Here is a 24,278-nt window from a genome sequence, read left to right as displayed (position 1 = left end):
TTCGATGCCAGCGTGGCGTCGCAGATAGTAGCGGCGCAGATGTCTAAATGACATCGATATATACAACTATATATAGCGTTAGACAGGGTAGATCGGGCGATAGAGGCGGCTTATTGCGGGCTGAGTTTGCCGATGCAGACGTATTAATGAAGCGGCGGCGTCGACCGTCCTGCAGAGGTGGATGCTGCCGCGAGATTGACCGGGGGCCAGGTTTAATCCTGCATTAATCGCTGTATTCTTCACTCCGGCTGACCCACCGACCGGGGCACAAGGTTGCGGCGCCCGCCCGCTGTGGGGGTGGTTGAACCGATTTTCCGGGGGCTGGTCCTAACGCCTCGTGCAGTGCATTCTCTTGATCGAAGGAACCGGCAATGACCCAACACCTCTCCACCCTCAACCGGGAACGGCGCTTTCTTGTGCTGCTTGGAGTGATCTGCCTGTCGCTGATCGGCGGTGCGCTTTACATGCAGGTGGTGCTGGGCGAGGCGCCATGCCCGCTGTGCATCCTGCAACGCTATGCGCTGTTGCTGATCGCCGTGTTCGCCTTCATCGGCGCGGCGATGCCGGGGCGGCGCAGCCTGACGGTCTGCGAAGGGCTGGTGGTGGCCAGCGCCATTGGCGGCATCATTGCGGCGGGCAACCATGTCTATATACTCGCCAACCCGATGGTCAGCTGCGGCATCGATACCCTGCAACCCATCGTCGATGACCTGCCGCTGGCCAAGGTCTGGCCGCTGGCGTTCCAGGTCGATGGTTTCTGCAGTACGCCGTACCCGCCGATCCTCGGTTTGTCCCTCGCGCAGTGGGCGCTGGTCGCCTTCGTGCTGACCGCGATCCTGGTACCGCTAGGCATCCTGCGAAATCGCCGCCGCAGGTAGACAAAATGCCGCACCCTGAGGGCCGTGGAATCCCCTGACGCTGGACCCGGTCTTTCCTCCACAGGCCCTGCGCCAGACCTGCAAAGCCTTATGCCACGCGGCTTGCAACGGGATGGGCAGGGGTGCGACAAACTGTCGCAAAGCTGACATTGTGCGGTTCATTGTTACCGCAGATGTAAAAGACTGTTGCTCAATAAGTCATAGTCACCAGCAGCCCAGCTAACTACAATCGCCCCCAATTTCCGTTCGGCAACTGCTTGCGAGTCGCAGGATAGAAGGAAGCTTCAGCCTCCTTTTTGCTGACTTCGTCGAGTATCGCCCTACGGCGATCCCGGGCGGACACCCCTCCGCGTTTTCTCGCACCAAATGGACTTGGTCTGAAGCACAGGCCGTTTGCCTAAGATACCTAAGCACCGTTGAGCACGCTCCAAGCCAGATCCTGCAGTCGGATCACAGGCAGGAGCGAATTCGAGCGAAAAATGCTAACGCTTGGCAGGACGAAGTGTTGGCTACCAAAACACAATTGCATTGAAGCAAGCTGATCTAGAGGTCGTGAGATGAGTAAAAAGCGTTACCCCAGACTGTTCGGCATATTGCCCGTTTTAGGCATGCTTTTACTCAGTGGGTGCAACTGGACCCTGCTCGACCCGAAGGGCCAGGTCGGCATTGAGCAAAAGAACCTGATCCTGATCGCAACCGGCCTGATGCTGCTGGTGGTGGTGCCGGTCATCATCATGACCCTGGCCTTTGCCTGGAAGTACCGTGCTTCCAACAAAGCCGCCACCTACACCCCTGACTGGTCGCACTCGACCAAGATCGAAGCCGCGGTGTGGATCATCCCGATCCTGATCATCATCGCCCTGGGCTACGTCACCTACCTCTCCACGCACCGCCTCGATCCCTATCGTCCGCTAGACTCCGATGTCAAGCCGGTACAGATCGACGTGATCGCCCTGGACTGGAAATGGCTGTTCATCTATCCCGAGCAAGGCATTGCCACGGTGAACAAGATCAACTTCCCGGCCAACACTCCGGTCAATTTCCGCGTGACCTCCGATGCCGTGATGAACTCGTTCTTCATTCCGGGTCTGGGCGGCCAGATTTACGCCATGGCCGGCATGACCACCAAGATTCACCTGATCGCCAACGAAGAAGGTGTATTCGACGGTATCAGCGCCAACTACAGCGGCGCCGGTTTCACCGGTATGAAGTTCAAGGCTACCGCTACTTCCCAGGCTGAGTTCGATGCCTGGGTCGCTGAAGTGAAGCGGTCGCCGTTGAAACTGGACAAGGCAGCCTACGAGGCCTTGGCCAAACCTAGCGAAAACAACCCAGTTGCGCTGTACAGCGAGGCCTCGCCCGACCAGTTCCAGATCATCGTCGACAAGTACGCTGGTATGAATCGCGGTCGTCCGAGCCACGAACAGGAAGGCAGCAAGGATCTGGCCACAACCCAGGGTGTTGAGTCGAGTAAGCAATCAGCTGCCGGGGCAGAGGAGTAAGAGATGTTCGGTAAATTAAGTCTGGAGGCGATACCCTATCACGAGCCGATAGTCATGGTGACGCTTGCCATGATCGCGCTCGGTGGTATCGCTGTCGTCGGTCTGATTACGTATTTCCGCAAGTGGACCTACTTGTGGTCCGAGTGGCTGACCACGGTCGACCACAAGAAAATCGGCGTGATGTACATCATCGTCGCGATGATCATGCTGCTGCGTGGCTTCGCTGACGCCATCATGATGCGTACGCAGCTGGCGGTCGCCACCGGCGGCTCCGAAGGCTATCTGCCGCCTGAACACTATGACCAGATCTTCACCGCCCACGGTGTGATCATGATCATCTTCATGGCGATGCCGTTCTTCACCGGTCTGATGAACCTTGCGGTTCCGCTGCAGATCGGTGCCCGTGACGTGGCCTTCCCGTTCCTCAACTCCCTGAGCTTCTACCTGCTGCTGGCAGGCGTGCTGCTGGTCAACATCTCGCTGGGCGTCGGTGAATTCGCCAAGACCGGCTGGGTTGCCTATCCGCCGCTTGCGGGTATTCAGTACAGTCCTGGGGTGGGTGTCGACTACTACATCTGGGCGCTACAGCTATCAGGTCTGGGTACGACACTGACCGGCGTGAACTTCCTCGTCACCGTGATGAAGATGCGCGCCCCTGGCATGAAACTGATGGACATGCCGATCTTCACCTGGACCTGCACCTGGGCCAACGTGCTGATCGTCGCTTCGTTCCCGATCCTGACTGCCGCACTCGCACTGCTGACCGTTGACCGTTATCTGGACTTCCACATCTTCACCAACGAGCTTGGTGGGAACCCGATGATGTACGTCAACCTGTTCTGGGCGTGGGGTCACCCTGAGGTGTACATCCTCATCCTGCCGGCCTTCGGTGTGTTCTCGGAAGTCACCTCGACCTTCGCGGGCAAGCGTCTGTTCGGCCATCACGCGATGATCTACGCCTCGGGCGCGATCGCCGTACTGGGCTTTGCGGTCTGGCTGCACCACTTCTTCACCATGGGTGCCGGCGCCAGCGTCAACACCTTCTTCGGCCTGGCGACGATGCTGATCTCCATCCCGACCGGTGTGAAGCTGTTCAACTGGCTGTTCACCATCTACCAGGGCCGTCTGCGCTTCACCGCGCCGATCATGTGGACCCTGGGCTTCATGGTCACCTTCTCGATCGGTGGTATGACCGGCGTTCTGCTGGCTGTACCGGGTGCTGACTTCGTTCTGCACAACAGCCTGTTCGTGATCGCTCACTTCCACAACGTGATCATCGGCGGTGCCGTCTTCGGCTACATCGCTGGCTTCTCCTTCTGGTTCCCGAAAGCCTTCGGCTTCACCCTGAACGAGAAGTGGGGCAAGGCTGCGTTCTGGTTCTGGATCTCCGGCTTCTACGTGGCCTTCATGCCGCTGTACGCGCTGGGCTTCATGGGCATGACCCGTCGTCTGAACCACTCCGACAACCCGCTGTGGGAACCCTACCTGTACGTAGCCGTCGTCGGCGCCGTGCTGATCCTGTTCGGTATCGCCTGCCAGCTGATCCAGATCTTCGTCTCGGTCCGCGATCGCAAGCAGAACATGGACGTCACTGGCGACCCATGGGGCGGCCGTACCCTGGAATGGTCCACTTCGTCGCCACCACCGTTCTACAACTTCGCTCACATGCCTGAGAAAGTGGGTCTGGACGCTTGGCACGAAGCCAAGGAAGCCGGTGTCGCCTACAAGGTTCCGGCCAAGTACGAAGCGATCCACATGCCGAGCAATACCTCCACCGGTTTGTTCATGGGCCTGCTGCTGACCGTCTTCGGCTTCGCCTTCATCTGGCACATCTGGTGGCTGGTAGGTCTGAGCCTGGTTGCGACCATCGCCGTCTTCGTTCGCCACGCTGCGCGTGACGATCAGGGCTACATGGTTCCGGCTGAAGAAGTGGCGCGTATCGAAGGTGAACGCCATCGGGCTCTGCAGCTCGCCGGTGTGCCTACCAATGGCGCACGTGTCGAAACGTTTGAACGGGTGTAATCAATGTCCAGTCAAGTAATCCACGGTGACGCTCATGGCCACGACCATGGGCACGACGATCACCACCACGACTCGGGCCAGATGACCGTACTCGGTTTCTGGCTGTACCTGATGACCGACTGCATCCTGTTTGCGTCGCTCTTCGCCACCTACGCGGTGCTGTCCGGCAGTTTTGCCGGCGGCCCGTCGGGTCATGACATCTTCCAGCTCGACTTCGTGCTGGTAGAAACCGCGTTCCTGCTGCTGTCCTCGATCACCTTCGGCTTCGCCATGCTGAAGATGTTCGCCGGTAACAAGGCAGGCGTACTGGGCTGGTTGGCAGTGACCTTCCTGTTCGGTGCGGGCTTCATCGCGATGGAAATCTATGAATTCCATCACCTGATCGGCGAGGGTTACGGCCCGCAGCGCAGTGGCTTCCTGTCGGCGTTCTTCGCGCTGGTCGGTACCCACGGCCTGCACGTGACCGCCGGCCTGATCTGGATGGCGATCATGATGTTCCAGATCAACAAGCACGGCATCACGCCGACCGCCAAGACCCGCATGAGCTGCCTGAGCCTGTTCTGGCACTTCCTCGACGTGGTCTGGATCTGCGTATTCACCGTCGTTTATCTGCTGGGGGTTCTGTAATGGCCAATGCACACGACACGCATCACGACGACAGCCACGGTAGCGTGAAGTCGTACATGATCGGCTTCGTACTGTCGATCATCCTGACCGCGATCCCGTTCGCCCTGGCCATGTCGCCCATGCTGCCGAAGAACCTCACGGTTCTGGTGATCGTCGCCATGGCAGTGATCCAGGTAGTGGTACACCTGGTGTACTTCCTGCACATGGACCGCTCCAAGCAGCAACGCAACAACGTTTCGACGTTCCTCTTCACCGTCATGGTGATTGCACTGTTGGTCGGCCTGTCGCTGTGGATCATGTTCAGCATCCACATCGAAATGATGGCCAAGTGAGGTAAGTCTGCATGTCCGTGAAGCACTTCATCCAGATCACCAAGCCGGGCATCATCTTCGGCAACGTGATTTCCGTGGCAGGTGGTTTCTTCCTGGCTGCCAAGGGCCACGTGGACTTCGCACTGCTGCTGGCGGTGATCGTCGGCACGTCCCTGGTGGTCGCTTCCGGCTGTGCATTCAACAACTGCATCGACCGTGACATCGATCAGAAAATGGAGCGCACGAAGAATCGCGCCATGGTTCAGGGCGCCATGTCCCTGCCCGTGGCGCTGCTCTACGCCACCCTGCTCGGGGTGGCCGGCTTCAGCCTGCTGTACGTCCAGGCCAACCCGCTGGCGGCGTACTGCGCACTGATCGGTTTCGTGGTGTATGTGGGCTTCTACAGCCTCTGGCTCAAGCGTAAGTCGGTGCACGGCACCTTGGTCGGCAGCCTGTCCGGTGCCATGCCTCCGGTGATCGGCTACTGCGCCGTGAGCAACAGCTTCGACCTGGCAGCCTTCACGCTGCTGGTGATGTTCAGCCTGTGGCAGATGCCGCACAGCTTCGCCATCGCCATCTTCCGCTTCAAGGACTACAGCGCGGCCAACATCCCGGTTCTGCCGGTGGCGCGCGGTGTTCTGGCAGCGAAGAAGCAGATCGTGCTGTACGTGCTGGCGTTCGTGCTGGCCACCTTGATGCTGACCCTGGGCGGTTACGCCGGCCTGGGTTACCTGGTGGTCGCCGCGGCCATGGGCCTGTACTGGTTGTACATGGCCTGGGGCGGCTACAAGGCCGAGGACGACAGCAAGTGGGCGCGCAAGGTCTTTGGTTTCTCCATCCTCACCGTCACGGCCCTGAGCCTGATGATGTCGGTGGACAGCCAGACCGCCGCCGACGTGCTGATGACCTACGCACGCTGATAGCCCGGCAGTTGCTGCACTGAAAACCCCGACGCTTGCGTCGGGGTTTTTTATTGGGCGGCGCAAAGCCTATGCGCCATATTTCATGCAAAGCATCTGAAAATCATCCGCTAAACAGGAAATATTCGTTTACAAGAGTCGGTTTACGGCAGTATGTTTCGTCATGGCCGCCGCAGTGGCCAGCGTCGCTCGGACGGTTCCGGGCGCTTACGTACTTCGAGGAAACACCCCATGGCCGACTCCGTCACGCCACGCCGCTTTTCGCGCATCGATCGCCTCCCGCCCTACGTGTTCAACATCACCGCCGAACTGAAGATGGCCGCCCGCCGCCGTGGCGAGGACATCATCGACCTGAGCATGGGCAACCCTGACGGCGCCACGCCGCCGCACATCGTCGAGAAACTGGTGCAGGTCGCCCAGCGTGACGACACCCATGGCTACTCCACCTCCCGCGGTATCCCGCGTCTGCGCCGGGCCATCTCCAACTGGTACAAGCAGCGCTACGAGGTCGATATCGACCCGGAAAGCGAAGCCATCGTCACCATCGGTTCCAAGGAAGGCCTGGCGCACCTGATGCTCGCCACCCTCGATCAGGGTGACACCGTGCTGGTGCCTAACCCCAGCTACCCCATTCATATCTACGGCGCAGTGATCGCCGGTGCGCAGGTGCGCTCGGTGCCGCTGGTGCCGGGGGTGGATTTTTTCAATGAGCTGGAGCGGGCGATCCGCGAGTCGATTCCCAAGCCGAAGATGATGATTCTGGGCTTTCCCTCCAACCCGACCGCGCAGTGCGTCGAACTGGACTTCTTCGAGCGCGTGGTGGCGCTGGCCAAGCAGTACAACGTGCTGGTGATTCACGACCTGGCCTACGCCGATATCGTCTACGACGGCTGGAAGGCACCGTCGATCATGCAGGTGCCGGGGGCCAAGGACATCGCCGTGGAGTTCTTCACCTTGTCCAAGAGCTACAACATGGCCGGCTGGCGCATCGGCTTCATGGTCGGCAACCCGGAGCTGGTCGGCGCCCTGGCGCGGATCAAGAGCTACCACGACTACGGCACCTTCACACCGCTGCAAGTGGCCGCCATCGCCGCGCTGGAGGGCGATCAGCAGTGCGTGCGCGATATCGCCGAGCAGTACCGGCAGCGGCGCAACCTGTTGGTCAAGGGGCTGCACGAGCTGGGTTGGATGGTCGAGAACCCCAAGGCCTCTATGTATGTCTGGGCGAAGATTCCCGAGGCGTATGCCCACCTGGGCTCGCTGGAGTTCGCCAAGAAATTGCTGGCCGAAGCCAAAGTCTGCGTGTCGCCGGGTATCGGCTTCGGTGACTATGGCGACGACCATGTACGTTTTGCCCTGATCGAGAACCAGGACCGTATCCGCCAGGCCATTCGCGGCATCCGGCAGATGTTCCGCGCCGACGGCCTGAGCCACAAATAGCCCGGTCGAGGAGGTCGCCAGGCGGCCTCCTCATACTGTCGGATCGACGGCGATTTATTTTTCATCGCCCCTCTTCTCAGCCGCACGGCCTTGGATTAAAAAGAGCGCGCGGGCAAGACCCGCTCCCCTCAACTCTCCCTCCGTGGGCATCATGTCCGAATACAACCCTTGCCTTGACTGCGGCGCCTGCTGCGGGTTTTTTCGTGTGTCTTTCTTCTGGGGCGAATGCCAGTCTGCCGGCGGTTTGGTGCCCGATGATCTGGTGGTACAGATCAACCCCACCCGTGTGGCCATGATCGGCACCGATGCCAAGCCCACCCGTTGCATCAGCCTGGATGGCGAGATCGGCAAGAGGGTCGGTTGCAGCATCTACGCCAACCGCTCCAGCCCCTGCCGCGAGTTCGAGGCCTCGTGGGTCGATGGTGTGCACAACCCCAGTTGCGATGCAGCGCGTGCGGCCTATGGCCTGCCACCGCTGGAGGCCAACGAACCGCATTGGCCGGACGATAACGACGACGGCGCACAGGTGGCGTGATAGAGGCTGTCGTGGCGGTTGTCGCAGATGTCCATACGACCAAGGCCTGATCCGCTCGCGCACACTTCTCGGATGACACTGGAGCGTCATGTCACGGTAACGGAGAGTGCGCGTGCCCCAGCCTTACAGCTTCCCCAGCGATCTGTGCCTGCACAGCCCGCGCCTGCTCCTGCGGCCCATGCGTCATGCCGATGCACCGACCTGGCTGACGATCATGGCCGACCCGCAGGTGATGCGTTACTGGCATCACGCGCCGTGGCAGGACGTGGCCGAGGCCGAGAGCGCCCTGGCGGCTGACCGTGAGGCTTATGTCGAAGGGCGTCAGCTCAAGCTGGGCATGTACCGCCGTGACAACACCGAGCTGATCGGCATGGTCCAGCTGTTCAACCTCGAGCCGGCCTCTCGCCGCGGCGAAATCGGCTACTGCCTGAGCAGCGCCGTGCAAGGGCGCGGCTACATGGATGAAGCGCTGACTTGCTTTATCGACTACCTGGCCCACACCCTGCACCTGCGCCGCCTGGAGGCGGAAATCGACCCGCGTAACGACGGTTCGGCGCGCACCTTGGAGCGTCAGGGTTTCGTGCTCGAAGGCGCCTTGCGTGCACGCTGGTGTATCGCCGGTGAACTGTCCGACTCAGGGCTGTATGGTCTGCTGCTGGAACCGCCGGTGGCCTGAGTGCGGTTGAGCGCTATTCGTTGCCGGGTTATGGTCGGGCCCCGTTTCAATTGCCTGCGGTCGTGTTCTTGCCTGCCTACTACCTCTCCCTGAGCCTGCTGCTGTACCTCGCCAGCCTGTTCTTCGCCGGCGCACACATGAGCGGCGGCTATCAGTTGTCTGCGTTGCAGATGCTCATCTACGGGCCATGGGGCATGCCCTTCGGGCTGTTCCAGTGGTTCGCCAATCCTTTGTTCGCCCTGGCTGTTCTGGCGCATCGACGCTTCCGGCGCCTGGCGCTGTTGGCGGGTGTTGGCGCGCTGTATATGGCGCTGGGCAGCTTTGCCATCGAGCGGCTGCCGGATAACGTCAGCTATGCCTTCCATGACGTCACTGCACTGGGACTGGGCTTTTATCTGTGGGCGCTGGCGCTGCTGGCGTTCTGCGCAGGCCAGGCCTGGCATTGCTGGAAGGCGCGCAGTGCCTTGGATGTGCCGGGCTGGCGCTGGTGGGATGGCGCGATGATCGTGGCGCTGTTGGCGGTGGTGTATGCCGGGTTGCAGACGCCGGCGCTGCGCTTCGAGCCGGGGGCGGTGTTGATGCCGGCCGAGCAGGGGCAAGTGTTGTAGCGGTAGGGCGTGTGCACTGCGTTGTTGCATTTGCCGGAACTGCCCGGGGCTTGCAGAGTCAAGCGATCAGTCATGTCTGTCTCTGCCGGGCGTATCTGACAGACTGTCTTGGATACTCGGATAGCGCTCGACTGGCAGAGCTGTCAGGCGTAATTCCTGCACATTTTGCGCACAACCAATGGACGACCCACTCATGCTCAAGCTCCCCCTTGTGACCAGCGCCATCGCCGCGGCTCTGATGCTTTCAAATGCACACGCCGCCGAAGGCTCCAAGGCCTACACCCAATGCATGGACAAAGCCTCCAGCACCTCGCTCATGAGCACCTGCATCCAGAGCGAAAGCACTCGCCAGGACACGCGCCTGAATCAGGCTTACAAGCAATTGATGGGCAAACTTGCAGCGCCGAAACAGAAGGCTCTGCGCGAAGTGCAGCGCAACTGGATCGCCTACCGCGACAGCAACTGCACGTTCTGGGGGCGTTTGAATGACGGCACCCTCTCGCAACTGGACGGTGCCATGTGCATCAAGGACATGACCGAGAGCCGCGCCCATGAATTGGAGCGCATGCTTAACCCTGAAGGTTAACTGCGGGTCGTTTCGATCAGTACTTCGTCACCTTGGCTTTCGCACTGCGCCTCGCGCTGCATCGATTCCAGGTTGCGCTCGATGGTCTCGCAGATCGCGTCCATCTTGATCTGGTGTTCGCTGACCTTGAACGGGCTCTGCAGGTCGGTGCCGATTCGCTCGATCGCCAGCAGCATGAAGCCGACCACGGTGGAGGCCAGCGGGGTGAACCAGCCAAGCGATTCGACGATGCCGACCGGCACGATCAGGCAGAACAGGCTGATGAACAGCCGCGGGAAATACACGTAGGGGAAGGGCAGGGGCGTATTGGCGATGCGCTCCATGCCGCCTTGGGCGTTGGAAATATCCACCAGGGTCGATTCCAGCCGGGCCAGGCGAATGCTGTCGAGCCGCCCGGCCTTGTATTCGCGGGCCAGCAGCGCGGCGGAGCCGGCAAGAATGTCGTTGGCGAAGTTGTTCGAGCCGTTGCGCCGCTCGAACTCCCCTTGCGGGATGAACGCCATCAATTCCGGCGGGCACGGCTCACCTTTCAGGTGCGCAGCCAGGCAATTGACGTAGGCCACCTGACGGCGCAGCAGCGTCGCCTTCACCGGGTTGAGGCCCTCGTCGCCATCGTCGACCAGTGTCAACACCTGGCGGGCGAAGCTGCGCGAGCTGTTGACCATGGCCCCCCACAGCGTGCGCGCTTCCCACCAGCGGTTGTAAGCGCTGCTGTTGCGAAAGCTGACCAGCACCACCAGCGCCGAGCCGAGCAGGGTTAGCGGAATCAACGGCAGGTTGAACTTGCTGTTGAGGAACAGCATGAAGTCGATGGTCACCACGACGTCCCAGATCAACAGCCAGAACAGTGACCAGCCGATGTAGCCGAAGGTCTTCACCACCAGGCGATATTTACGGGCAATGGCTTCTTTCAAAATGCGTGCTCATGTTCATTGACATGAGTCATCGGACGTCGCGACCCGAGCAAGGTTCGCGCGTCCCATTGTCGCGTGCGGCCAGGCCGCGCTATTGCGCGGCGGCCTTCGCCACCAGGCCGATAGCCGCCGGGCGTTTCGGCTCGGCGCCGCCGTGCGCCAGCTTGTACTGGTAACGGCGCCACTCGCGCTCGATCTCGTTGTAGGGCATGAACACGCTGACCCGCTGCGCGTCAGCCAGATCCGGGCGGCGCTCACCGTCGATCTCATCCTTGGCGATGAACGCAACGTTGATGCCCAGCACCTTGCCGTCATCGGCGAACAGCGGCCCGCCCGACATGCCCTTGACCAGCGGGCCGTCATGCACCGAATAGAACACCCCGCCGCCGGTGCCCTTCAGGCGCACCAGCGCACCGCTGGCATGCCCACGACCCTCGACCGGCATCGACAGACCATTGAAACCGACCGCAGTCACCGCCTCGCCCGGCACGAACTGGCGCCACTGCGGCACGCTGCTGGCCTTGTGCCGGAAAAACACCACATCACCCAGCCCCTCATGCACCACACCCTGAAGGAACGGCGTGTGCTTGGCGGTGACGGCGTAGTCCTCATTCCACTGAATGGCCGTTGCCATCAGCAGCATCGGCAGCGGCGCGCCCGAATGGACGACGAACGCCTGGTCATGGAGAGGGTTTGTAGCGAAAGAACTGGTGGGCATTCCATTGCACCCACTCAACAGCATCATTGCTGCGAGGCAGGGCACAGTCGTTTTCATGGTGGACGTCGCGAGGAGGGGTGGACGAGCCGGCCAAAACCTATCAGCCGCGTTCTACTTTGGGACTAACCCAAACGTCGCAGAGTGTACTAGTGGCATGTGGCTATTAGCTATGGATTTTGCGCATCCCGCAGATAGATTCTGCTAGGTGGTAGGCGTTTTCAGAACGGCGCAGGCTGGCAGGTTGTGCGGTGGTGTGGGGAGGGTGAATTGCGGACAGCGAAAAGGCCGCGATGGGCGGCGAAGCAGCCCCAAGCACCTGACCGGCGCCGGTTCCCTCTAAACGCCAGACACAAAAAAACCGGCTCAATGGCCGGTTTCTTTGGCGTTCCGGGTCTGGTAGAGACCGCTTGGAACTTGATGATGGTGCCCCGAGGGAGACTCGAACTCCCACTCCTTTCGAAAACGGATTTTGAATCCGCCGCGTCTACCAATTCCGCCATCAGGGCTTGTCGGCGCGCAGTATAGAGAGGCGCCGTCGGTCGGTCAATCGGCTTTCATGGTCAATTTTTACCGGTTGGGCTAAACTTCCCGGCTTTGTCGAACCGAACACCATCATGCGCGTCGCCGATTTCTCTTTCGAACTCCCTGATTCCCTGATCGCTCGCCATCCGCTGGCCGAGCGCCATGGCAGCCGTCTGCTGGTCCTCGATGGGCCGAGCGGGGCGCTGGCGCACCGGCAGTTCACGGACCTGCTGGAATACCTGCGTCCAGGTGACCTGATGGTGTTCAACAACACCCGGGTGATTCCGGCGCGGTTGTTCGGCCAGAAGGCGTCCGGTGGCAAGCTGGAAGTGCTGGTCGAGCGTGTGCTCGACAGCCACCGCGTGCTGGCCCATGTGCGTGCCAGCAAGGCGCCGAAGGTGGGTACGCAGTTGCTCATCGACGGCGGCGGCGAGGCCGAGATGGTCGCCCGCCACGATACGCTGTTCGAGCTGCGCTTCAGCGAAGAAGTGCTGCCATTGCTCGAGCGGGTCGGGCACATGCCGTTGCCGCCTTATATAGACCGCCCCGACGAAGGCGCCGACCGCGAACGCTACCAGACGGTCTACGCCGAGCGCGCCGGTGCGGTGGCCGCGCCCACTGCCGGGCTGCACTTCGATCAGCACCTGCTGGCGCAGATTGCCGCCAAGGGCGTCGAGCAGGCCTTCGTCACCTTGCATGTCGGTGCCGGCACCTTCCAGCCGGTGCGGGTCGACAATATCGAAGACCACCACATGCACAAGGAATGGCTGGAAGTCAGCCAGGACGTGGTGGATGCCGTGGCGGCCTGCCGTGCGCGGGGCGGTCGGGTCATCGCCGTGGGCACCACCAGCGTGCGTTCGCTGGAAAGCGCGGCCCGCGATGGCCAGCTCAAGGCGTTCAGCGGTGACACTGACATCTTCATCTACCCCGGTCGGCCGTTCCATGTGGTCGATGCGTTGGTGACCAACTTCCACCTGCCGGAGTCCACGCTTCTGATGCTGGTCTCGGCCTTCGCCGGTTATCCCCAGACCATGGCCGCCTACGCCGCGGCGGTCGCCGAGGGCTACCGCTTCTTCAGTTACGGTGATGCCATGTTCATCACCCGCAATCCGGCGCCGCGTGGCCCCGAGGATCAAGCATGAGTCGCACCTGTCGAATGTCGTTCGAACTGCTGGCCACCGACGGCAAGGCCCGTCGCGGTCGGCTGACCTTCCCCCGTGGCACGGTCGAGACCCCGGCCTTCATGCCGGTGGGCACCTATGGCACGGTCAAGGGCATGCTGCCACGGGACATCGAAGCCATTGGTGCAGAGATAATCCTCGGCAACACCTTCCACCTGTGGCTGCGCCCGGGCACCGAGGTGATCAGGAAGCACAACGGCCTGCACGATTTCATGCAGTGGAAAGGCCCGATTCTGACCGACTCCGGCGGCTTCCAGGTGTTCAGCCTGGGCGCCATGCGCAAGATCAAGGAAGAAGGCGTGACCTTCGCCTCGCCGGTGGACGGCTCCAAGGTGTTCATGGGCCCGGAAGAGTCGATGCAGGTGCAGCGCGACCTGGGTTCGGACATCGTGATGATCTTCGACGAATGCACGCCGTACCCGGCCGAGCATGATGTGGCGCGCACCTCCATGGAGCTCTCGTTGCGCTGGGCGCAGCGCTCGAAAAATGCCCACGGCGACAACTCGGCGGCGCTGTTCGGCATCGTCCAGGGCGGCATGCATGAAGACCTGCGCATGCGCTCGCTCGAAGGCCTGGACAAGATCGGCTTCGATGGCCTGGCCATTGGCGGGCTGTCGGTCGGCGAGCCCAAGCATGAAATGATCAAGGTGCTGGACTACCTGCCAGGGCAGATGCCTGCTGACAAACCTCGTTACCTTATGGGGGTAGGCAAGCCCGAGGATCTTGTAGAGGGTGTGCGCCGCGGCGTCGACATGTTCGACTGCGTGATGCCCACGCGCAATGCGCGCAATGGTCATCTGTTCGTCGACACCGGGGTGATCAAGATCCGTAACGCGTTCCATCGCCATGATGAATCGCCGCTCGATCCAACCTGTGATTGCTACACCTGCAGCAACTTCTCGCGCGCCTACCTGCATCACCTGGACAAGTGCGGAGAAATGCTCAGCAGCATGTTGAATACCATTCACAACTTGCGCCATTACCAGCGCCTGATGGCTGGTTTGCGCGAGGCTATTCAACAGGGTAAATTGGCCGCCTTTGTCGACGCCTTCTATGCCAAACGCGGGCTGCCTGTGCCGCCGCTGGACTGAGTGTTCCTCACCGAATGTACACGCTTCGCCTGTGCATAACGCTAGCAACTGGAGTGTCAAATGAGCTTTCTGATTCCTGCCGCCTACGCGGACGCCGCAGCCCCTGCCGCCGCGGGCCCTGCCGGTTTTGAATGGATCTTCCTGGTCGGCTTCCTGGTCATCTTCTACCTGATGATCTGGCGTCCACAGGCCAAGCGCGCCAAAGAGCAGAAGAACCTGCTGGGCAACTTGCAGAAAGGTGACGAAGTTGTCACCAACGGCGGTATCGCCGGCAAGATCGTCAAAGTTTCCGATGACTTCGTCGTGCTGGAAGTGTCTGACACCGTCGAACTGAAGTTCCAGAAGGGTGCCATCGCGGCGACCCTGCCAAAAGGTACGCTCAAAGCGATCTGAGGCACCGGTTTTATTTTTCCAGTCGGGGCGCGCAACGCGCCCCGCGTCTTGAACGGGCGGCGTGATGCTGAACAAATACCCTCTGTGGAAATACGCACTGATCCTGCTGGTACTGGCGATCGGTTTCATTTATTCCGCTCCCAACCTCTACCCGGATGATCCGGCCGTGCAGATCAGCGGTGCCAGCTCGGCGCTGCAGGTCAATCAGGCCGACCTGGATCGCGTCAGCAAGGCGCTGACCGATGCCGGTATCGCCGTCAAGGGCGCCAGCCTGGGTGAGAAGGGCAGTGGCCTGGTGCGTCTGAGCAATCAGGAAGACCAGTTGCCAGCCAAGGATGTGGTGCGCAAGGCCCTCGGCGACGACTATGTCGTGGCCCTGAACCTGGCCCAGACCACCCCGCAGTGGCTGCGCAAGATCGGCGCCAGCCCCATGAAGCTGGGCCTGGACCTGTCCGGTGGTGTGCACTTCCTGCTGGAAGTGGACATGGACAAGGCCATGAGCGCGCGCATGAAAGTCTACGAGGGCGAGGTGAAGACCTTGCTGCGTAAAGAGCGCATCCGCTACCGCAGCCTGCCGCAACAGAACGGCGGCATCATGCTCGGCTTCGCCGACGACGCCACCCGCGAACAGGCCCGCAGCCTGGTACGCAAGAATTTCAACGACTTCGACCTGACCACCACCGAGCGCAACGGCCAGGCCGTGCTGCGCATGGCGCTGACCCAGGCGAAGATCGCCGAGATCCGCGAATACTCGATCCGCCAGAACCTGACCACCGTGCGTAACCGGGTCAACGAGCTGGGCGTGGCCGAGCCGCTGGTTCAGCGCCAGGGCGCCAACCGCATCGTGGTCGAGCTGCCGGGCGTGCAGGACACGGCCGAGGCCAAGCGTATTCTCGGCAAGACCGCCAACCTCGAGTTCCGCTTCGGTGCCGAGCCAGGCGCATCGCGCGCCACCAGCGAAGTGTTCGAGTTCCGCGAAGGCGGCCGCTCGGCACCGGTCGAGCGCGGCCTGATCATCACCGGTGACCAGGTCACCGACGCCCAGGCCAGCTACGACGAACACGGTCGTCCGCAGGTCAACATCCGCCTCGACGGCCATGGTGGCGAACTGATGAGCCGCGCAACGCGCAGCAACGTCGGTCGCAGCATGGCGGTGATCTTCATCGAGCAGAAGCCGATCACCCGCTACGTCAAGCAGACGGTCAATGGCGTCGAGAAGGAAGTGCCGGTCCAGAGCTTCCAGGAAGAGAAGAAGATCATCAGCCTGGCGACCATTCAGTCGCCGCTGGGTAGCCAGTTCCGCATCACCGGCCTCAATGGCCAGGGCGAATCGTCCGAGCTGGCGCTGCTGCTGCGTGCCGGTGGTCTGGCAGCACCGATGTACTTCGCTGAAGAGCGCACCATCGGCCCAAGCCTGGGTGCCGACAACATCACCAAGGGTGTCGATGCGTCGCTGTGGGGCATGCTGTTCGTCTCGCTGTTCATCATCGCCATCTACCGTGGCTTCGGCGTGATCGCCACCATTGCCCTGGCGGGCAACATGGTGCTGCTGCTGGCGCTGATGTCGTTGCTCGGCGCCACCCTGACCTTGCCGGGTATCGCCGGTATCGTGTTGACCATGGGTATGGCGGTCGACGCCAACGTGCTGATCTTCTCGCGGATTCGCGAAGAGCTGAAAAACGGCATGTCGGTGCAGCGCGCCATCCACGAAGGCTTCAACCGCGCCTACACCGCGATCATCGACGCCAACCTGACCAGCCTGCTGGTGGGCGGCATCCTGTTCGCCATGGGCACCGGGCCGGTCAAAGGCTTCGCGGTCACCATGTCCCTCGGGATTTTCACCTCGATGTTCACCGCCGTCATGGTGACCCGCGCAATGGTCAACCTGACCTGCGGCGGGCGTGACATCAAGAAGCTGTGGGTTTGAGGGAATAACCATGAAAACCATCAACTTCATGGGCGTACGCAACAGTGCGTTCGCCATTACCGTACTGCTCACCGTGCTGGCGCTGTTCAGCTGGTGGCAGAAGGGCCTGAACTTCGGTCTGGACTTCACCGGCGGTACGCTCATCGAGCTGACCTACGAGCGTCCGGCCGACCTCAAGGCGGTGCGCGGCGAGCTGGTCAGTTCCGGCTTCCACGAGGCCGTGGTGCAAAGCTTCGGCGCCACCACCGATCTGCTGGTGCGCATGCCAGGCGACGACCCGCAACTGGGCAACAAGGTTGCCGAGGCGCTGCAGAAGGCCGGTGGCGACAACCCGGCGACGGTCAAGCGCGTCGAGTTCGTCGGCCCGCAGGTGGGTGAAGAGCTGCGCGACCAGGGCGGCCTCGGCATGCTGCTGGCGCTGGGCGGCATCCTCATCTACCTGGCCTTCCGCTTCCAGTGGAAGTTCGCCGTCGGCGCGATTGTGTCGCTGGTGCACGACGTCGTGGTCACGCTGGGTATCTTGTCGTTCTTCCAGATCACCTTCGACCTCACCGTGCTGGCCGCCGTGCTGGCGATCATCGGCTACTCGCTGAACGACACCATCGTGGTGTTCGACCGGGTGCGTGAGAACTTCCGGGTCATGCGCAAGGCCTCGCTGATCGAGAACATCAACGTCTCGACCACCCAGACCCTGCTGCGCACCATCGCCACTTCGGTGTCGACCTTGCTGGCCATCGCCGCGCTGCTGTTCTTCGGCGGTGACAACCTGTTCGGTTTCTCGCTGGCGCTGTTCATCGGTGTCATGGCCGGTACTTACTCGTCGATCTATATCGCCAACGTGGTGTTGATCTGGCTGAAACTGAGCAGCGAAGACCTGATTCCCCCGGTCAAAGCCGAAGGTGTGGACGATCGTCCGTAAGAGATCTCCTACGCCATTTGGCGAATCAAGAGGCGCGAGTATTGAACTCGCGCCTTTTTTTTTGCTCCAAGGCTGGGACAAGCGCGGGCGCGGACCCGCTGGATAGATCAGGAGATTTCACGTGAATAAATCAATGCTGGTAGGGACGGTACTGGGTGCTGTTGCAGTGACTGCCGGCGGGGCGCTGGCGACGTATAGCCTGGTCAACAAAGGCCCGCAGTACGCCCAGGTGACCGACGTGCAACCGATCAAGCAGCAGATCAAAACGCCCCGTGAGGTGTGCAAGGACGTGACCGTGACCCGTCAGGCGCCGGTCAAGGATCAGCATCAGATCGCCGGCACCGTGGTCGGTGCGCTGGCAGGCGGCCTGCTCGGCAACCAGATCGGCGGCGGCAACGGCAAGAAGCTCGCCACCGTGGCCGGTGCAGTCGGCGGCGGCTACGCCGGTAACAAGGTGCAGGAAGGCATGCAGCAGCGTGACACCTACACCACCACGCAAACCCGCTGCAACACGGTCAACGACATCAGCGACAAGGTGGTGGGTTACAACGTCAAGTACACCATCGGTGACCAGGCCGGTCAGGTGAAGATGGATCGCGATCCAGGTTCGAGCATACCGTTGGACAAGAACGGCAAGCTGATTCTGAGTCAGAGCCAGCCGGGTCAGTGATTCACTGAATCCAAGGCATAAAAAAAAGCACCTGAACGGTGCTTTTTTTATGCCTGGAAGAAACGCCAATCAGCGCTTCAGGTGTTCCGGCAAGTGCGGCTGGATGGCGGTGAGGATCGCCTTGAAGCACTTGATGTTGCCGGCAACGATGTGGCCTTTGTCGAGGAAGTCGTGACCGCCGTTGAAGTCGCTGACCAGGCCACCGGCCTCTTGGATCAGCAGTACGCCAGCGGCCATGTCCCATTCCGACAGGCCTGCTTCCCAGAAGCCGTCGAAACGGCCGGCGGCAACGTAGGCCAGATCGAGGCTGGCAGCACCGGCGCGGCGGATGCCGGCGGTCTGGCCGGTGAGGGCGCGGAACATGCCCAGGTAGCTGTCCAGATCGCTCATCTGGTCGTCACGGAACGGGAAGCCGGTGCCGAGCAGGGCGCCATCGAGGCTGCTGCGCGAGCTGACCCGCAGGCGGCGGCCGTTGACCTGGGCGCCGCGACCGCGACTGGCGGTGAATTCTTCCTGGCGAACCGGGTCGACGATGACCGCGTGCTCGAGGCGGCCGCGGTATTTGCAGGCGATGCTCACGGCGAAATGCGGAATACCGCGCAGGAAGTTGGTGGTGCCATCGAGCGGGTCGATGATCCACAGGTAATCTTTGCCTTCTTCACCACTGCCGGCATGCAGGCCGGTTTCCTCGCCGAGGATGGAGTGGTTCGGGTAGGCCTTGCGCAGGGCTTTGACGATGGTCTCTTCAGCGGCGCGGTCAACCTCGGAGACGTAGTCTTTCGCACCCTTTTCGTCGACCTTGAGGCTGTCCAGGCGTTCGATGGAGCGGAAGATCAGTTCACTGGCGCTGCGCGCAGCGCGCAGCGCGATATTCAGCATAGGCTGCATGGGCGTTTCACCTGGAATGTTAAAGAATAAAGCCGGCCATTCTAGCAGAAATTCGCGCGGGCAAAAGCGTCACATGCGCGTGCTTGGCGTTGGTCGAGTGGCTTCTGTAAGATTGCGGCCCCTCGATCCCGCCACATGAGCCCATCGCCTTGCTGCAGAATATTCGTGTTGTTCTGGTCAACACCAGCCACCCCGGCAACATTGGCGGCGCTGCACGTGCCATGAAAAACATGGGCTTGTCGCGCCTGGTGCTGGTGCAGCCCAGGGACTTCCCGTCCGAGCAGGCCAGCGCCCGCGCTTCGGGTGCCGATGACCTGCTGGCCGGCGCAGAAGTGGTCGATAGCCTCGAAGCGGCGCTGGTCGGCTGCACCTTGGTGCTGGGCACCAGTGCCCGCGACCGCAGCCTGCCCTGGCCCATGCTCGACCCCCGCGAGTGCGGCGTGAAGGCGGTCGAGCATGCCCGCGGCGGCGAGCAGATCGCCCTGGTGTTCGGCCGCGAGCATGCCGGGCTGACCAACGACGAACTGCAGCGATGTCACTTCCACGTGCACATTCCCTCCAACCCCGACTTCAGTTCGCTGAATCTGGCTGCCGCCGTGCAAGTGCTGGCCTACGAGGCGCGCAGCGCCTGGCTGGCTGTGCAGGATGGCGCTCGGGTCGAAGTGGGGGAGGCCAGCGAGCCGCTGGCGACCATGGATGAGATGGAGCGTTTCTACGACCATCTGGAGCAGACCCTGGTACAGATCGGCTTCCTCGACCCAGCCAAGCCCAAGCACCTGATGGCGCGTCTGCGTCGACTGTACGGGCGCAGCGCGGTGAACCATTCGGAAATGAGTATTTTGCGCGGCATTCTCACCGAGACCCAGAAGGTCGCCCGGGGCGAGCCGCATAAACGGAAGGACTGAAATCAGATGTTCGAGCGGCTGCGTGAAGATATCCAGAGCGTATTCCACCGCGACCCGGCGGCGCGCACTACCTTCGAGGTGCTGACTTGCTACCCCGGCATGCACGCGATCTGGCTGCATCGCCTGGGCCATGCGCTGTGGCGGCGTGACTTCAAGTGGCTGGCGCGGGTGGTGTCGAATTTCGGTCGCTGGCTCACAGGTATCGAGATTCATCCCGGCGCCACCATCGGCCGGCGATTCTTCATCGACCACGGCATGGGCATCGTCATCGGTGAAACCGCCGAGATCGGCGACGACGTGACCCTCTATCAAGGTGTGACCCTGGGCGGAACCAGCTGGAACAAGGGCAAGCGCCACCCGACCCTGGAAGACGGCGTGGTGGTCGGTGCCGGGGCCAAGGTGCTGGGCCCGTTCACCGTCGGTGCCGGCGCGAAGATCGGCTCCAATGCGGTGGTGACCAAGGCCGTGCCTGCCGGGGCCACGGCGGTGGGCATTCCCGGGCGCATCATCGTCAAGAGCGAGGAGGGCGCCGAGCTCGAGGCGCGGCGCAAGGCCATGGCCGAGAAGATCGGTTTCGATGCCTACGGCGTCAGTGGCGACATGCCCGACCCGGTGGCGAGGGCCATCGGCCAGATGCTCGATCACCTGCAGGCGGTCGATGAGCGGCTCGAAGGCATGTGCGGAGCGCTGACTCAACTGGGCAGCGACTACCGCGCCAAAGAGCTACCGGCGCTGCCTGAAGAAGACTTCGTCGACGAGAAAGACGCCGCCCGCAGCGACGCCCAGGCGCACTGATTTCGCCATGCTGGCACCCTGGCGTGTGCAGGCCCGTCAGGGTCTGCTACACTCGCGACCACTTCCGTGGGTAAACCCGACCAAAGCAGTAGGTCTTATAGTTGACTTAAATGCTCGGGAATTGCATACTGGCGCCCATTCCGTAACTCCCGTGGTACCCATAGCCATGCGACTGACTACCAAAGGCCGATACGCCGTAACCGCCATGCTCGACCTGGCGTTGCACGCGCAGCACGGGCCTGTGTCCCTGGCCGATATTTCCGAGCGCCAGGGGATCTCCCTTTCTTACCTGGAACAGTTGTTCGCCAAGCTTCGGCGCAGCAGCCTGGTTTCCAGCGTGCGTGGTCCTGGTGGCGGATATCAGCTGTCCCGCGGTATGGAAACCATTGAAGTGGCCCAGGTCATCGACGCGGTCAACGAGTCGGTCGACGCCACCCGTTGCCAAGGCCTTGGCGATTGCCACTCCGGCGACACCTGCCTGACCCACCACCTGTGGTGCGACCTCAGCCAGCAGATCCACGAATTCCTCAGCGGCATCAGCCTGGCCGACCTCGTCATGCGCCGCGAGGTGCAAGAAGTCGCCCATCGCCAGGACCTGCGCCGTGTCGCAGGCCGCGCCGCGCAGATGGACAAGATTGAGACGTCCGCCGTCGAATGACAGAGCGGCGCCAACGCCTGATAGGAGATATCCAATGAAGTTGCCGATCTACCTCGATTACTCCGCGACCACCCCGGTCGATCCCCGTGTCGCCCAGAAAATGGTTGACTGTCTGACCATGGACGGCAACTTCGGGAACCCGGCGTCGCGCTCCCATGCCTTCGGCTGGCGCGCAGAGGAAGCGGTGGAAAACGCCCGTCGTCAGGTCGCCGAGCTGATCAATGCCGATCCGCGCGAAATCGTCTGGACCAGCGGTGCCACCGAGTCCGACAACCTCGCCCTCAAAGGCGTCGCGCACTTCTATCAGACCAAGGGCAAACACATCATCACCTCCAAGATCGAGCACAAGGCCGTCTTGGACACAGCGCGTCAGCTCGAGCGTGAAGGCTTCGAGGTCACCTACCTCGAGCCCGGTGCCGATGGCATCGTCACCCCAGCCATGGTCGAGGCGGTGCTGCGCGATGACACCATCCTGGTCTCGCTGATGCACGTGAACAACGAAGTCGGCTCAATCAACGACATCACCGCCATCGGCGAACTGACCCGCGCTCGCGGCGTGCTGTTCCACGTCGATGCGGCGCAGTCCGCCGGCAAGGTCGAAATCGACCTGCAGAAGATGAAAGTCGACCTGATGTCGTTCTCGGCGCACAAGGTCTACGGCCCCAAGGGTATTGGCGCGCTGTACGTCAGCCGCAAGCCACGTGTGCGCCTGGAGGCCATGGTCCACGGTGGCGGTCATGAGCGCGGCATGCGTTCCGGCACCCTGCCGACCCACCAGATCGTCGGCATGGGCGAAGCGTTCGCCATCGCCAAGCAGGAAATGGCCGAGGAAAACGTGCGCGTCAAGGCGTTGAGCGACCGCTTCTTCAAGCAGGTTTCCGACCTTGAAGAGCTCTACATCAACGGCAGCCAGACCCAGCGCGTACCGCACAACCTGAACCTGAGCTTCAACTACGTCGAAGGCGAATCGCTGCTGATGTCCCTCAAGGATATCGCGGTTTCCTCGGGTTCGGCGTGCACCTCAGCGTCGCTGGAGCCGTCCTACGTGCTGCGCGCACTGGGCCGCAACGACGAACTGGCACACAGCTCGATCCGCTTCTCCTTCGGCCGCTTCACCCGCGAGGAAGAAATCGACCACGCCGCGCAGAAAGTCTGCGAGGCGGTGAACAAACTGCGCGAACTGTCGCCCCTGTGGGACATGTACAAGGACGGCGTCGACATCTCCAAGATCGAGTGGGCCGCCCACTAAGCAGTCGCCAGTAAGAGCGGCTCCCTGACGAGGAAGGAATTGCACCATGGCATACAGCGAAAAGGTCATCGACCACTACGAAAACCCGCGTAACGTCGGCAAGATGAATGCCGAGGACCCGGATGTCGGCACCGGCATGGTCGGCGCTCCTGCGTGTGGCGACGTCATGCGCCTGCAGATCAAGGTCAACGAGCAGGGCGTCATCGAAGACGCCAAGTTCAAGACCTACGGCTGCGGCTCGGCCATCGCCTCGAGCTCCCTGGCTACCGAGTGGATGAAAGGCAAGACCCTCGACGAGGCCGAGACCATCAAGAACACCCAGCTCGCTGAAGAGCTGGCGTTGCCACCGGTCAAGATTCACTGCTCGGTACTCGCCGAGGATGCCATCAAGGCAGCCGTACGCGACTACAAGCAGAAGAAAGGCTTGATCTGAGCGCCTGTCGCCAGGCATTCGATGAGAGGTAAGGAGTTCCGATGGCTATCAGCATGACAGAAGCCGCCGCCAACCATATCCGCCGCTCCCTCGACGGGCGCGGCAAGGGTGAGGGCATTCGCCTCGGCGTGCGCACCACTGGCTGCTCGGGTCTGGCCTATGTGCTGGAGTTCGTCGACGAGTTGGCAGGGGAAGACCAGGTCTTCGAGAACCATGGCGTAAAGGTCATCATCGACCCGAAAAGCCTGGTCTACCTCGATGGTACCGAGCTCGACTTCGTCAAGGAAGGGTTGAACGAAGGCTTCAAGTTCAACAACCCCAACGTGCGCGGTGAATGTGGCTGCGGCGAAAGCTTCAATGTCTGAGGCCTGACGTGGGTACTCCTTGCCATTACGCGCTGTTCGACCTGCAGCCCGCCTTCCGTCTGGACCTCGACAAGCTGGCCGTTCGCTACCGCGAACTGGCCCGCGAGGTTCATCCCGACCGCTTCGCCGACGCTTCCGAGCGTGAGCAGCGCGTCGCCCTGGAAAAGTCCGCGGCTCTCAACGAGGCCTACCAGACCCTGCGCAGCCCGCCTCGGCGTGCGCGCTACCTGCTGGCCATCAGTGGCCAGGAAGTGCCGCAGGAAGTGACGGTGCATGATCCCGAGTTCCTTCTGCAGCAGATGCAGTTGCGCGAAGAGCTCGAAGACTTGCAGGACGAGGCCGATCTGGATGGCGTGGCGCAGTTCAAGCGTCGCCTCAAGGCTGCCCAGCAGACCCTCGACGACACCTTCGCCAGTTGCTGGGACGACCCGGCCGAGCGCGAGCAGGCCGAGCGACTGATGCGCCGCATGCAGTTTCTCGACAAGCTCGCCCAGGAAGTGCGCCAACTCGAAGAGCGCCTCGACGATTAACCCGGCGTTACCCGT

27 protein-coding genes and 1 tRNA gene are annotated in these 24,278 nt (G+C 61.8%); 24 read left to right on the top strand and 4 right to left on the bottom strand.

Annotated features, from left to right (window positions below; genetic code table 11):
• The first annotated feature begins 371 nt into the window (after positions 1–371).
• The 11 genes from LK03_RS02030 (at position 372) to LK03_RS01980 (ending at position 10,105) form a co-directional block, all read left to right on the top strand.
• Positions 372–878, top strand: a complete 507-nt coding sequence (locus tag LK03_RS02030) for a disulfide bond formation protein B (protein ID WP_038410858.1) — start codon at positions 372–374, stop codon at positions 876–878.
• A 557-nt stretch (positions 879–1,435) separates the two neighbouring features.
• Entirely contained in the window at positions 1,436–2,380 is a 945-nt protein-coding gene (cyoA, locus tag LK03_RS02025) for a ubiquinol oxidase subunit II (RefSeq protein WP_038410857.1), read from the top strand.
• 3 nt (positions 2,381–2,383) lie between these two features.
• The gene (gene cyoB / locus LK03_RS02020) at positions 2,384–4,402 is read left to right on the top strand and encodes a cytochrome o ubiquinol oxidase subunit I (RefSeq protein WP_038410856.1); all 2,019 of its coding nucleotides are present in this window, start codon (positions 2,384–2,386) and stop codon (positions 4,400–4,402) included.
• A 3-nt stretch (positions 4,403–4,405) separates the two neighbouring features.
• Positions 4,406–5,029 carry a cytochrome o ubiquinol oxidase subunit III gene (gene cyoC / locus LK03_RS02015; protein WP_028695961.1) on the top strand — a complete coding sequence of 208 codons (624 nt, stop codon included), beginning with the start codon at positions 4,406–4,408 and terminating at the stop codon, positions 5,027–5,029.
• On the top strand, positions 5,029–5,361 hold the full coding sequence (cyoD, locus tag LK03_RS02010; RefSeq protein WP_028695962.1) for a cytochrome o ubiquinol oxidase subunit IV: 333 nt from the start codon (positions 5,029–5,031) through the stop codon (positions 5,359–5,361). The genes cyoC and cyoD overlap by 1 nt, the downstream gene beginning before the upstream one ends.
• An 11-nt stretch (positions 5,362–5,372) precedes the next feature.
• Positions 5,373–6,260, top strand: a complete 888-nt coding sequence (cyoE, locus tag LK03_RS02005) for a heme o synthase (protein ID WP_028695963.1) — start codon at positions 5,373–5,375, stop codon at positions 6,258–6,260.
• Positions 6,261–6,491: 231 nt separating this feature from the next.
• Positions 6,492–7,700, top strand: a complete 1,209-nt coding sequence (alaC, locus tag LK03_RS02000; protein WP_038410855.1) for an alanine transaminase — start codon at positions 6,492–6,494, stop codon at positions 7,698–7,700.
• A 151-nt stretch (positions 7,701–7,851) separates the two neighbouring features.
• Entirely contained in the window at positions 7,852–8,235 is a 384-nt protein-coding gene (locus LK03_RS01995) for a YkgJ family cysteine cluster protein (protein ID WP_038410854.1), read from the top strand.
• A 112-nt stretch (positions 8,236–8,347) separates the two neighbouring features.
• Complete coding sequence (locus LK03_RS01990) at positions 8,348–8,911, top strand: GNAT family N-acetyltransferase (protein ID WP_049870406.1); 564 nt, start codon at positions 8,348–8,350, stop codon at positions 8,909–8,911.
• 68 nt (positions 8,912–8,979) lie between these two features.
• A complete protein-coding gene (locus LK03_RS01985) occupies positions 8,980–9,519 on the top strand; it encodes a hypothetical protein (protein WP_038414561.1) in 540 nt (179 codons plus the stop codon).
• A gap of 193 nt (positions 9,520–9,712) precedes the next feature.
• Positions 9,713–10,105: a lysozyme inhibitor LprI family protein gene (locus LK03_RS01980; RefSeq protein ID WP_038410853.1), complete on the top strand. Its 393-nt coding sequence runs from the start codon at positions 9,713–9,715 to the stop codon at positions 10,103–10,105.
• On the opposite strand, the gene LK03_RS01975 is transcribed toward LK03_RS01980, so the two are convergent.
• The 3 genes from LK03_RS01975 to LK03_RS01965 form a co-directional block, all read right to left on the bottom strand.
• Complete coding sequence (locus tag LK03_RS01975; protein WP_049870405.1) at positions 10,102–11,019, bottom strand: bestrophin family protein; 918 nt, start codon at positions 11,017–11,019, stop codon at positions 10,102–10,104. The genes LK03_RS01980 and LK03_RS01975 overlap by 4 nt on opposite strands.
• A 91-nt stretch (positions 11,020–11,110) precedes the next feature.
• Complete coding sequence (locus LK03_RS01970) at positions 11,111–11,761, bottom strand: S1 family peptidase (protein ID WP_038414559.1); 651 nt, start codon at positions 11,759–11,761, stop codon at positions 11,111–11,113.
• Positions 11,762–12,158: 397 nt separating this feature from the next.
• Positions 12,159–12,243, bottom strand: a tRNA-Leu gene (locus tag LK03_RS01965).
• Positions 12,244–12,351: 108 nt separating this feature from the next.
• Here LK03_RS01965 and queA point away from each other — a divergent pair.
• The 6 genes from queA (at position 12,352) to LK03_RS01935 (ending at position 18,440) form a co-directional block, all read left to right on the top strand.
• Positions 12,352–13,401: a tRNA preQ1(34) S-adenosylmethionine ribosyltransferase-isomerase QueA gene (queA, locus tag LK03_RS01960; protein WP_038410852.1), complete on the top strand. Its 1,050-nt coding sequence runs from the start codon at positions 12,352–12,354 to the stop codon at positions 13,399–13,401.
• A gap of 14 nt (positions 13,402–13,415) precedes the next feature.
• A complete protein-coding gene (tgt, locus tag LK03_RS01955; RefSeq protein WP_167334511.1) occupies positions 13,416–14,531 on the top strand; it encodes a tRNA guanosine(34) transglycosylase Tgt in 1,116 nt (371 codons plus the stop codon).
• Positions 14,532–14,591: 60 nt separating this feature from the next.
• Entirely contained in the window at positions 14,592–14,924 is a 333-nt protein-coding gene (gene yajC / locus LK03_RS01950) for a preprotein translocase subunit YajC (RefSeq protein ID WP_028695973.1), read from the top strand.
• Positions 14,925–14,988: 64 nt separating this feature from the next.
• Entirely contained in the window at positions 14,989–16,851 is a 1,863-nt protein-coding gene (gene secD / locus LK03_RS01945; protein ID WP_038410850.1) for a protein translocase subunit SecD, read from the top strand.
• 10 nt (positions 16,852–16,861) lie between these two features.
• Complete coding sequence (gene secF, locus LK03_RS01940) at positions 16,862–17,770, top strand: protein translocase subunit SecF (RefSeq protein ID WP_038410849.1); 909 nt, start codon at positions 16,862–16,864, stop codon at positions 17,768–17,770.
• A gap of 121 nt (positions 17,771–17,891) precedes the next feature.
• Entirely contained in the window at positions 17,892–18,440 is a 549-nt protein-coding gene (locus tag LK03_RS01935; RefSeq protein ID WP_038410848.1) for a glycine zipper 2TM domain-containing protein, read from the top strand.
• Between the two features lie 69 nt (positions 18,441–18,509).
• On the opposite strand, the gene suhB is transcribed toward LK03_RS01935, so the two are convergent.
• Entirely contained in the window at positions 18,510–19,328 is an 819-nt protein-coding gene (gene suhB / locus LK03_RS01930; RefSeq protein ID WP_028695977.1) for a type III secretion system regulator SuhB, read from the bottom strand.
• A gap of 149 nt (positions 19,329–19,477) precedes the next feature.
• On the opposite strand from suhB, the gene trmJ reads away from it, so the two are divergent.
• From trmJ to hscB, 7 genes are all read left to right on the top strand, one after another.
• Positions 19,478–20,233, top strand: coding sequence for a tRNA (cytosine(32)/uridine(32)-2'-O)-methyltransferase TrmJ (gene trmJ, locus LK03_RS01925; RefSeq protein WP_038410847.1), 756 nt, complete (start codon positions 19,478–19,480; stop codon positions 20,231–20,233).
• A gap of 6 nt (positions 20,234–20,239) precedes the next feature.
• Complete coding sequence (gene cysE, locus LK03_RS01920; RefSeq protein ID WP_038410846.1) at positions 20,240–21,028, top strand: serine O-acetyltransferase; 789 nt, start codon at positions 20,240–20,242, stop codon at positions 21,026–21,028.
• A gap of 166 nt (positions 21,029–21,194) precedes the next feature.
• Positions 21,195–21,686, top strand: a complete 492-nt coding sequence (gene iscR, locus LK03_RS01915; RefSeq protein ID WP_028695980.1) for a Fe-S cluster assembly transcriptional regulator IscR — start codon at positions 21,195–21,197, stop codon at positions 21,684–21,686.
• Positions 21,687–21,720: 34 nt separating this feature from the next.
• A complete protein-coding gene (locus tag LK03_RS01910) occupies positions 21,721–22,935 on the top strand; it encodes an IscS subfamily cysteine desulfurase (protein ID WP_038410845.1) in 1,215 nt (404 codons plus the stop codon).
• 46 nt (positions 22,936–22,981) lie between these two features.
• Positions 22,982–23,368, top strand: coding sequence for a Fe-S cluster assembly scaffold IscU (gene iscU, locus LK03_RS01905; protein ID WP_003248539.1), 387 nt, complete (start codon positions 22,982–22,984; stop codon positions 23,366–23,368).
• Between the two features lie 41 nt (positions 23,369–23,409).
• Positions 23,410–23,733, top strand: a complete 324-nt coding sequence (iscA, locus tag LK03_RS01900) for an iron-sulfur cluster assembly protein IscA (protein ID WP_028695982.1) — start codon at positions 23,410–23,412, stop codon at positions 23,731–23,733.
• Positions 23,734–23,741: 8 nt separating this feature from the next.
• Positions 23,742–24,263 (top strand): co-chaperone HscB, encoded by a 522-nt coding sequence (hscB, locus tag LK03_RS01895; RefSeq protein ID WP_038410844.1) that lies wholly within the window; start codon positions 23,742–23,744, stop codon positions 24,261–24,263.
• Positions 24,264–24,278 lie beyond the last annotated feature (15 nt).

Origin of the sequence: Pseudomonas cremoricolorata, assembly GCF_000759535.1 — a bacterium.
Taxonomy (GTDB): Bacteria; Pseudomonadota; Gammaproteobacteria; order Pseudomonadales; family Pseudomonadaceae; genus Aquipseudomonas; species Aquipseudomonas cremoricolorata_A.
This window is presented reverse-complemented; position numbering and strand designations above follow the sequence as displayed.

Bases quoted from the DNA above. Each gene is read 5' to 3' on its own strand.
- secF (WP_038410849.1), top strand. From the start codon at position 16,862: ATGAAAACCATCAACTTCATGGGCGTACGCAACAGTGCGTTCGCCATT.
- cyoB (WP_038410856.1), top strand. From the start codon at position 2,384: ATGTTCGGTAAATTAAGTCTGGAGGCGATACCCTATCACGAGCCGATA.
- tgt (WP_167334511.1), top strand. From the start codon at position 13,416: ATGTCGTTCGAACTGCTGGCCACCGACGGCAAGGCCCGTCGCGGTCGG.
- iscR (WP_028695980.1), top strand. From the start codon at position 21,195: ATGCGACTGACTACCAAAGGCCGATACGCCGTAACCGCCATGCTCGAC.
- LK03_RS01980 (WP_038410853.1), top strand. From the start codon at position 9,713: ATGCTCAAGCTCCCCCTTGTGACCAGCGCCATCGCCGCGGCTCTGATG.
- LK03_RS01995 (WP_038410854.1), top strand. From the start codon at position 7,852: ATGTCCGAATACAACCCTTGCCTTGACTGCGGCGCCTGCTGCGGGTTT.
- cyoD (WP_028695962.1), top strand. From the start codon at position 5,029: ATGGCCAATGCACACGACACGCATCACGACGACAGCCACGGTAGCGTG.
- iscU (WP_003248539.1), top strand. From the start codon at position 22,982: ATGGCATACAGCGAAAAGGTCATCGACCACTACGAAAACCCGCGTAAC.
- iscA (WP_028695982.1), top strand. From the start codon at position 23,410: ATGGCTATCAGCATGACAGAAGCCGCCGCCAACCATATCCGCCGCTCC.
- queA (WP_038410852.1), top strand. From the start codon at position 12,352: ATGCGCGTCGCCGATTTCTCTTTCGAACTCCCTGATTCCCTGATCGCT.
- alaC (WP_038410855.1), top strand. From the start codon at position 6,492: ATGGCCGACTCCGTCACGCCACGCCGCTTTTCGCGCATCGATCGCCTC.
- cyoC (WP_028695961.1), top strand. From the start codon at position 4,406: ATGTCCAGTCAAGTAATCCACGGTGACGCTCATGGCCACGACCATGGG.
- LK03_RS02030 (WP_038410858.1), top strand. From the start codon at position 372: ATGACCCAACACCTCTCCACCCTCAACCGGGAACGGCGCTTTCTTGTG.
- suhB (WP_028695977.1), bottom strand. From the start codon at position 19,328: ATGCAGCCTATGCTGAATATCGCGCTGCGCGCTGCGCGCAGCGCCAGT.
- yajC (WP_028695973.1), top strand. From the start codon at position 14,592: ATGAGCTTTCTGATTCCTGCCGCCTACGCGGACGCCGCAGCCCCTGCC.
- cyoE (WP_028695963.1), top strand. From the start codon at position 5,373: ATGTCCGTGAAGCACTTCATCCAGATCACCAAGCCGGGCATCATCTTC.
- LK03_RS01910 (WP_038410845.1), top strand. From the start codon at position 21,721: ATGAAGTTGCCGATCTACCTCGATTACTCCGCGACCACCCCGGTCGAT.
- cysE (WP_038410846.1), top strand. From the start codon at position 20,240: ATGTTCGAGCGGCTGCGTGAAGATATCCAGAGCGTATTCCACCGCGAC.
- LK03_RS01970 (WP_038414559.1), bottom strand. From the start codon at position 11,761: ATGCTGTTGAGTGGGTGCAATGGAATGCCCACCAGTTCTTTCGCTACA.
- cyoA (WP_038410857.1), top strand. From the start codon at position 1,436: ATGAGTAAAAAGCGTTACCCCAGACTGTTCGGCATATTGCCCGTTTTA.
- secD (WP_038410850.1), top strand. From the start codon at position 14,989: ATGCTGAACAAATACCCTCTGTGGAAATACGCACTGATCCTGCTGGTA.